Source organism: Psychrobacter sp. Ps3 (assembly GCF_022129275.1).
Taxonomy (GTDB): Bacteria; Pseudomonadota; Gammaproteobacteria; order Pseudomonadales; family Moraxellaceae; genus Psychrobacter; species Psychrobacter submarinus.
This window is the reverse complement of the sequence record NZ_JADQAL010000012.1, coordinates 70,477-78,960: the sequence shown is the minus strand read 5'-3', so window position 1 is coordinate 78,960 and position 8,484 is coordinate 70,477. Positions and strand designations below refer to the sequence as shown.

The 8,484-nt window shown below is 46.1% G+C and carries 7 protein-coding genes and 1 tRNA gene; 6 read left to right on the top strand and 2 right to left on the bottom strand.

What is annotated here, in order from left to right; translation table 11 throughout:
• The first annotated feature begins 118 nt into the window (after positions 1–118).
• The 5 genes from I3248_RS05805 to I3248_RS05785 all read left to right on the top strand — a co-directional run bounded on the left by I3248_RS05805 (position 119) and on the right by I3248_RS05785 (position 3,928).
• The gene (locus I3248_RS05805) at positions 119–541 is read left to right on the top strand and encodes a hypothetical protein (protein ID WP_201556975.1); all 423 of its coding nucleotides are present in this window, start codon (positions 119–121) and stop codon (positions 539–541) included.
• A 93-nt stretch (positions 542–634) separates the two neighbouring features.
• Positions 635–710 (top strand) — tRNA-Phe (locus I3248_RS05800).
• Positions 711–910: 200 nt separating this feature from the next.
• Positions 911–1,411, top strand: coding sequence for a DUF4385 domain-containing protein (locus I3248_RS05795; protein WP_201603950.1), 501 nt, complete (start codon positions 911–913; stop codon positions 1,409–1,411).
• A 116-nt stretch (positions 1,412–1,527) separates the two neighbouring features.
• Entirely contained in the window at positions 1,528–2,217 is a 690-nt protein-coding gene (locus tag I3248_RS05790; protein WP_238062904.1) for a phosphoglycolate phosphatase, read from the top strand.
• 1 nt (position 2,218) lies between these two features.
• Positions 2,219–3,928: a formate--tetrahydrofolate ligase gene (locus I3248_RS05785; protein ID WP_238062903.1), complete on the top strand. Its 1,710-nt coding sequence runs from the start codon at positions 2,219–2,221 to the stop codon at positions 3,926–3,928.
• A gap of 158 nt (positions 3,929–4,086) precedes the next feature.
• On the opposite strand, the gene I3248_RS05780 is transcribed toward I3248_RS05785, so the two are convergent.
• Positions 4,087–5,664: a YifB family Mg chelatase-like AAA ATPase gene (locus I3248_RS05780; protein ID WP_238062902.1), complete on the bottom strand. Its 1,578-nt coding sequence runs from the start codon at positions 5,662–5,664 to the stop codon at positions 4,087–4,089.
• Between the two features lie 297 nt (positions 5,665–5,961).
• Between I3248_RS05780 and hemN the strand changes: the two genes are divergently transcribed.
• On the top strand, positions 5,962–7,500 hold the full coding sequence (gene hemN / locus I3248_RS05775; RefSeq protein ID WP_238062901.1) for an oxygen-independent coproporphyrinogen III oxidase: 1,539 nt from the start codon (positions 5,962–5,964) through the stop codon (positions 7,498–7,500).
• 88 nt (positions 7,501–7,588) lie between these two features.
• Here the strand turns inward: hemN and I3248_RS05770 are convergent, their stop codons facing one another.
• Positions 7,589–8,470 (bottom strand): SPFH domain-containing protein, encoded by an 882-nt coding sequence (locus tag I3248_RS05770; protein WP_238062900.1) that lies wholly within the window; start codon positions 8,468–8,470, stop codon positions 7,589–7,591.
• Between the last annotated feature and the right edge of the window lie 14 nt (positions 8,471–8,484).

Below are 8,484 nucleotides of genomic sequence, written 5' to 3'. Positions count from 1 at the left end.
GCCTAAAAAATAGTCTCTGTCAGTGCCAAGGTCGAATGTTCAACACGCCCTAATGACGCTTGTTTAGTCGGTTGTTTTACTTAATACGGTTAGCACTCATAAGACAATAGGATACATCATGCCTTTAGAAGCCATTGCGATTAACGATTTAAATGCGCCTTTAATCAAAAAACCTGCTCGCGACAATGAGCTTGCCGAGCGCTTAGAGACCATGTATGACGCTGACGATACGCAGCCTAGCGGCGAGGAGGTATTAAATATCATCGAAAATGGCTTTAAGCGTGGTCAATACCTATATGTTGGCATGTTCAATGACAAGCCCATTGCCGCAGTTGGCTGCTTTGATGATGGGCAGACCAATGCTAAGCGCTTGCAATATCTAACTGTGCATGAGCAAAACAAAGGCCGCGCAATCGACGCGAAGTTCATCAAGATGGTCTATGACGCGGAGGTCAAAAAAGGCGTGCGTCAGTTTGTCCCTGTCGATAACGATATCCATCAGATCATGAGCGACTACGAATTAATCAGAGTTAAAGACTAAGATTTGCATCGAATCTGATTATTTAGCCACAAAAGATAAAAATGTCTTGACAGCACCGCTTATATTTAGTTTAATAGCGTCCTCAGCGAAGACGGCTCGATAGCTCAGTCGGTAGAGCAACGGATTGAAAATCCGTGTGTCGGCAGTTCGATCCTGCCTCGAGCCACCATTTCGTTGATCTCATTTAGCTTTTAAATAAGCACCTAAAACCTCAGACGCTCGCGTTTGAGGTTTTTTTATGCCTGTAAGAAACGCACCCATTCATAACATTTTTACGCTACTTTTCCTTGTGACTTGCTCAGTATACTGAGTAGCACTACTGACAAAGGGTACTATTGATAAAAAGGCAGCTATGATAGGAGCGTTTAGATGAGAGAGTTTGATTACGATTTGGATTATAAGAATCTAGATCTACGTAAGCACCCTGAGCTATACCGTGTTGGCCGCGGCGAGCAAGGCGTGTTGCTCGTTGAGCCTTATAAATCTGAGATACTGCCGCATTGGCGCTTTGCTACCCCTGATATTGCGCATGAGAGCAGTGAAACCATTTATAAGATGTTCTTAGATTATTTAGCAGATGATGACTTCGTTGGCGCGGATATGGCACGTAAGTTCATCCAGATGGGTTACACTCGTGCTCGCCGCTATGCCAACCATAAAGGCGGTAAAAAGTACAAAGGTCCTGTGCCCGATGATAAAAAAGGTCAAAGCGGCGCGCATGGTCGCGAGGAATTACCTCGTCAAGAGGAAGACCCCGTTAAGGCAGAATCGGCGCGGATATTTAAAGCTAAGTGGGACGAGTGCCGCAAAAATGAGGACTACTTAAGAATGAAAAAACAGCACCGCGAGCGTTATAAAGACGTTGAGTAACTTATATCGTTATAACTAAGTAGTTTGAAACTTTTGCTGTGTTAGAGTGGCGCAGCTGACAGCTGTTTTTTGGCTTCTTTGAATAAATAACACGCCGTAATGATGAGTAAAAACTTATGCAAAATAAGCAACTTTTGATTTTTGATTTTGATGGTACTTTGATCGATAGCGTTCCTGATTTGGCAGCAGCGATTAATATTATGCTTGAACAGCTAGGCTTGCCCACCTACTCACTCGAAACTATAAAAGGTTGGGTCGGTAATGGCTCACGGCTACTAGTAGAGCGCGCTTTGGTTGGCAAGACAGAAGTCGGCGAAAACGAGCTGACCCAGCTAGAGGTCGATCATGCTGAGCAGCTGTTTCTTGACGCTTATAGCAATCTTAAAGCGAGTAAAACGGTCGCTTACCCTGATGTTGATAAAGGTCTAAAACAATTGCATGACGCCGGATTTACCTTAGCCTTAGTGACCAATAAGCCCATTCGTTTTGTGCCCAAAATCTTGCGCTCGTTTGGCTGGCAGGAGTGGTTTGTACAAGTATTAGGCGGTGATAGCTTATCAACCAAAAAGCCGGATCCTGCGCCGCTATTGCACGTTTGTGATAAGTTAGGAGTAATGCCAGATAAGGCGGTGATGATAGGCGACTCAAAGAACGACATATTAGCCGGGCAGAATGCTGGCATGGATACCCTCGCGCTCTCTTATGGGTATAACTACGGTCAAGATATTCGCGACTTCCAGCCGACGCAGGCCTTTGATAACTTTGCCACTTTGACTCGCTACCTTTTAGATAAAAAAGAGACCTAATATGGACGTTCCTAGTGATATTGCTATCGCCCAAAATGCAACTTTGTACCCTATAAAAGATATTGTCAAAACGTTAAATCTATCGATAGATGATATTGAGCCTTATGGCCATTATAAAGCGAAAATAAATGTCAGCGAGGTGCTAAGTAGGCCCGCTAAAGCCAAAAACAGCAAATTAATATTAGTCACAGCGATCAATCCGACGCCCGCAGGCGAAGGTAAAACCACAGTCACTATAGGCTTAGCCGACGCGCTAAATCGTCTGCATAGAAAAAAAGGCGATGGTAAGTTGACCACCGTGGCTTTACGTGAACCTTCCTTAGGCCCAGTATTTGGGATGAAAGGCGGCGCAGCGGGTGGCGGTTACGCGCAGGTGCTACCGATGGAAGATATCAATCTACACTTTACTGGCGATTTCCATGCGATTGGCGCGGCTAACAACTTATTAGCGGCACTGATTGATAATCATATTTATCAAGGTAATGCGCTCAGCATCGATCCTAAGCAAGTATTTTGGCGGCGCGCAGTAGATATGAATGATCGACAACTACGTAGTATCATCGGCGGCTTAGGCAAGCGCACTGACGGCGTTGCCCGAGAAGACGGCTTTGATATTACTGTAGCTTCAGAGGTGATGGCTATATTTTGTTTGGCGACAGACCTTGCCGATCTCAAGCAGCGTCTAGGTAATATCTTAGTCGCTTTGGATACAGGTAAGCAGCCTATCTATGCTCGTGATCTTAAGGCACAAGGCGCTATGGCAGCGCTGTTAAAAGAAGCGATCAAACCTAATTTGGTACAGACGATAGAAGGCACGCCAGCTTTGGTACATGGCGGTCCGTTTGCTAATATCGCTCATGGTTGTAACTCAGTTATCGCGACCCGTGTGGCACAGCATTTAGCCGATTATACGCTTACTGAAGCGGGCTTTGGTGCTGATCTTGGCGCGCAAAAGTTCTGTGATATAAAGTGTCGCCTATCAGGACTTGCGCCCGATGCTGCGATTATCGTCGCCACCATTCGTGCCTTAAAATATAACGGCGGCGCCCTTAAAAACGAGCTGACCCAAGAGAACCTATCGGCGCTTGAACAAGGCTTGCCTAATTTATTTAAACACATTGAAAATATGCGTGAGGTGTACGGCCTACCCGTCGTCGTCGCTATCAATCACTTCGTCAGCGACACTGACGCAGAGGTTGAGCTGGTTCGGCAGGCTTGCCAAGCGAGAGGCGTCGAGGTTGCCTTAACGCAAGTCTGGGAAAAAGGCGGCGCGGGCGGTGAGGAGTTGGCAAATACGCTACTACAGTTATTTGAGAACGAAGAAAACCCGTCAAGCCAGTTTCAGTTTTCGTATGATAGTGATAATAGTATTGCCGATAAAATCCGCACGGTGGCGCAGCGTATTTATGGCGCGGCTGATATCGATATCAGCTCGCTTGCCCAATCAAAAATACGCCAGTTGGAGCAGCTGAATTTAGATAAGATGCCAGTTTGTATTGCTAAGACTCAGTACTCGCTGAGCGATAATGCCAAGCTGCTAGGACGACCAACTGATTTTACCCTTCATGTGCGCGACATCAGCGTCTCAAGTGGCGCGGGGTTTATCGTAGTGATGTGTGGCACTATTATGAAAATACCTGGCTTGCCTAAACACCCCTCAGCTGAGCATATCGATGTCGATGATACAGGTCATATTACGGGCTTGTTTTAAATACTAGAGGCTGTATAGCCATTGATAAATACTGATTAGCTACATTTTGAATTTATTTAGACTTTGTAGGCTGGCGCTTTTAGCCCAGCCCTGTACTTTTGCAGAACTTTAAGCTGGGCTAAAGCCGCAGCCTACGCCAACTAGGTTTTTATAATAATTTACTTACTGCGATAGCTGAGCGCCTCAGAGACGTGAGCACTAGTAATATCAGTACTGTCTGCCAGATCAGCAATGGTACGCGCCACTCGCAGTACCCGGTGGTAACCACGCGCTGATAGGTTCAAGCGCTGCTGCGCCATTTGTAATAGCTGCTGCTCGCTTGCGCCGAGCTCCACATACTGATCAAGCTCACTAGGACTTAGCTCATTATTCGCTTTATTCTGTCTGCGGATTTGTCGTTCATTGGCAGCCGTGACGCGCGCTCTAACGGTTTCTGAGCTCTCTCCTCGACTACTATTTTGCAAGTCGGCTATAGGGAGCGCCGGCACCGTGATATGCAAATCAATGCGGTCTAATAGCGGTCCTGAAAGCTTATCTTGATAGCGCTTAATCTGTTCAGGACGACAGCGACAGCGGTTAGAGACGTCGCCATCATAACCGCAAGGACAAGGATTCATCGCCGCAACGAGCTGAAAGTTAGCCGGAAAAGTCATCTGTGAGTTAGCGCGGCTAATGGTGATTTGCTTAGCCTCCAATGGCTGACGCAATACTTCAAGCACGCTGCGCTCAAACTCAGGCAACTCATCAAGGAACAGCACGCCTTTATTGGCCAAAGTTATCTCGCCAGGTTTTGGGCGTGAGCCGCCGCCAACGAGTGCTACTGCTGATATCGTGTGATGAACTTGCCTGAAAGGCCTCGTACCATAATCATAATCGCTATCGGCGACGGAGTAAGTGCTCGCCACTTCTAGCGCGTCCTCAGCGCTTAAGTCTGGCAAAATCGTTGGCAATCTTGACGCCATTAACGTCTTGCCCGAACCCGGCGGTCCTGTGAATAGTAGTGAATGCCCGCCAGCCGCTGCAATCTCTAAGGCGCGCCGTGCATGGTGTTGACCTTTAACATCTGCCAAGTCCACTTTATAACCTACTCGCTCTTGCGTTGTACTAGGAGTGACGACTTCTAAGCGCTCAGTGCTTGCGTTTGGGTCTGCTAACGACTGTAAGTGCTGACATACCGACTGTAGGCTTGTCGCGCCTAGTACCTCTACACCTTCAACGCGGCTGGCTTCCATACCATTATCGATAGGCACGACTAATTGTATAGACGGGTTTGCGGCGATTTTGTCTGCTGAATTTTTTGTTTGCGCTGGTGCTGCTTTTGCAGTCTTTGCCGCCAAGGCCTCTGCTCTTATCGCTCGCGCTACTGCCAAACTTCCCGTTACCTGCCGCAGATCGCCATTGAGCGCCAGCTCACCGATAAACTCAAACCCTGCTAACATCTCCGGATCGAGCTGACCACTTGCGGCTAAGATGCCAATAGCAATTGGCAAATCAAGACGGGCGCCGTCCTTTGGCAAATCAGCAGGTGCTAGATTGATCGTTAGTCGCCGATTAGGAAACTGAAAGCCAGAATTAAGAATAGCGGAGCGTACTCGATCTTTACTCTCGCGTACGGCCGCTTCTGGTAAGCCGACGATAGTAAGCGCTGGCAGACCTTGGGATAAATGTACTTCTATAATCACTTTTGGCGCATGTAGACCGACGACCGAACGGGTATAAACTTGCGCAAACGACATGAGCGTTTCCTAATATTAGAGATTAATCGATGATAAAGTATTATTTATCAGCGTGCAAATGTCGTGTTTTATAAAAAATATAGGTAGGACATTAAAACAATCATCTCAAACCAAAGCCGTCAATATTGATGCTAAAAACCATCACGATATACCATACTAAAAGTAGGGATTTGGTATAATAATGACCATATTTTAAGACAGTTGCTATAATAGCCAAGCTGTTACTGCAAACGTTATCATCTGGCAGCACAAAAAAGCGATGCTATAGCCACTATGGGTCAAAACGAGGAATACCGCATGACAGACTATTCAGAACAGAACACTCAGCAGCCTTATAATCATGCAGGTGAGCAACCGACTACCGCACGTCCTGTAGTTGAAACCCAAAACCCTTATGCAAGTTTACGTGGCGATAGCGGCAATAAGCAGCTGCCTACTTTTGATCAGGCACTTATTCATAAATATAATCGCTCAGGGCCACGCTACACCTCTTACCCGACCGCTTTAGAATTTACAGAGATAGCTGATGGTTTAGAGACTAAAATCCTTCAAAGCCGTGAAGCACGCGCGCCCTTATCGCTATATTTTCATATTCCCTTTTGTCGTCACCTTTGCTATTACTGCGCTTGTAATAAAATCATCACTAAGAAAAATAGCGATTCAGGCGACTACTTAGAGTATCTCATCGCTGAGATTAAACTCAAGCGGCGCTTGCTGACCACTGAAGGTAGCAAGAACCCAGTCGTCAAACAGCTGCATTTAGGCGGGGGTACTCCGACATTCTTGCGTGACGAGGAGATGGTACAGCTGTGGGAGTTTTTACAGACTCAGTTTGAGTTTTTGCCTGAAGACGAAGGCGATTATTCTATTGAAATCGATCCGCGTGAGCTGGGTGATAACACCTTGCAGACGCTACGTAGTCTTGGCTTTAACCGTATTAGCCTCGGCGTACAGGATCTAGAAGAAGCGGTACAAATCGCGGTCAATCGTGTCCACTCCGCAGAGCTCATCGCTAATATTATGACTGAAGCAAGAGCGCTTGGGTTTCATTCCATAAACCTTGATCTGATTTATGGTCTGCCGCATCAAACGCCAGCTACTTTTGCAAAGACAGTAGACCGTATTATCAAGATGTCGCCCGATCGCTTATCGGTATTTAACTACGCGCATTTGCCCGAGCGTTTTAAAGCCCAAAGACAAATCAAAGACGAAGATCTGCCCAGCCCAAGTGATAAGCTGTCTATGCTTGCAGATACCGTAAACACGCTGACCGAGGCCGGCTATCAGTACATAGGGATTGACCATTTTGCCCTGCCTGATGATGAGCTAGCGATAGCCCAGCGTGCGGGCAAATTGCACCGTAATTTTCAGGGCTACACTATCATGGGCGACTGTGATTTATTAGGTTTTGGCGTCTCTGCCATCAGTCAGATTGCAAATGCTAACACCCGCTATATTTTACAAAATCATACCGATTTGACGGTTTATCAAGAGACAATTAACGCAGCCCGCAGCAATCCTAATGTTATGCCCGCAGCGAAAGTCATTAAAACCTCTATCAAAGATCGTCTGCGTGAGTATGTGATTATGAACTTACTCTGTCATGACTATATTGATTTTAAAGACATCAATCAAAAATTCGGTATCGATGCGATTACTTACTTTATCGATGAGATAAAGCAGCTTGGCGCGATGCAAGAAGACAAGCTTATCGATATGGATGCGGCAGGTATCCGTATTATGCCTAAAGGTCGCTTTTTGGGCCGTAACGTCGCTATGGTGTTTGATGAATACTTAGCGAAGAAACATAAAAACCGCTTTTCTAAAGTCATTTAACGTACTTTAAAAAATACTTTATGCACAAAAAAGACCTCGTTTTTGAGGTCTTTTGTTATGTCAATATGAGCGCTTAACCGTAGCGTTGTTACACCTTAAACTTATCACCAACCATCCCTTTAACCGTACTTAAGATATCGGCCGGTAGCACCACCATTTTTGAGTTGTCCGATTCTGCCAAGTCACGAATTGACTTAATATACTGCTCGCCAAGTAAGTAGACAATGGGCATCTCTTCATCACCCATCGCAGCGGTAATCAAGCGAATAGACTCCTCAGAACCTTTAGCTAGTACCACTTGCGCTTCAGCATCACGGCGTGAAGCCTCAAGACGTCCATCTGCTTCCAAAATAGCAGCTTGTTTTTGACCATCAGCACGAGTAACGGTCGCTCGGCGTAGACGCTCTGCCGCTGCCTGCTCTTCCATAGAGGCTTGCATGGTTTGCGAGGGATTAATGTCTTGAATCTCTACGGTTTTAAGCGTAATACCCCAATCGGCGATATCTTCTGAGATCGCATGTTTGAGCAAGGCTTTAATCTCATCACGACTAGATAGTGCGTTATCCAAATCCATCTCACCGATGATCGAGCGCAAGGAGGTTTGTACCAAATTGCGGATACCATGTTCATAATCTTCAATACCGTAGACCGCTTTGTCTGGACGCAAGATGTTGATATAAGCCACAGCATTAGCGATGATGACCACGTTATCACGGGTGATGACTTCTTGAGATGGGATATCTAGTACGATGTCTTTGGTGGTGACTTTATAAGCGACTCTATCCACAAAAGGAATGATGATACTAAAGCCAGGCTCTAGAGTTTGCTGATATTTACCCAGCCGTTGCACGACCCACTTGTACCCTTGCGGGACAATACAAACGCCTTTAAAAACGGTAAAAATCACCAATGCTGCCAATACCAGCATCACGATACCGACACCATTTAAACTACTCAAGATACTGTTCATCTCATTCTCCTTGA

Coding starts and splice junctions, on each gene's coding strand:
- I3248_RS05770 (WP_238062900.1), bottom strand. CDS start 8,470: ATGAACAGTATCTTGAGTAGTTTAAATGGTGTCGGTATCGTGATGCTG.
- hemN (WP_238062901.1), top strand. CDS start 5,962: ATGACAGACTATTCAGAACAGAACACTCAGCAGCCTTATAATCATGCA.
- I3248_RS05805 (WP_201556975.1), top strand. CDS start 119: ATGCCTTTAGAAGCCATTGCGATTAACGATTTAAATGCGCCTTTAATC.
- I3248_RS05780 (WP_238062902.1), bottom strand. CDS start 5,664: ATGTCGTTTGCGCAAGTTTATACCCGTTCGGTCGTCGGTCTACATGCG.
- I3248_RS05790 (WP_238062904.1), top strand. CDS start 1,528: ATGCAAAATAAGCAACTTTTGATTTTTGATTTTGATGGTACTTTGATC.
- I3248_RS05795 (WP_201603950.1), top strand. CDS start 911: ATGAGAGAGTTTGATTACGATTTGGATTATAAGAATCTAGATCTACGT.
- I3248_RS05785 (WP_238062903.1), top strand. CDS start 2,219: ATGGACGTTCCTAGTGATATTGCTATCGCCCAAAATGCAACTTTGTAC.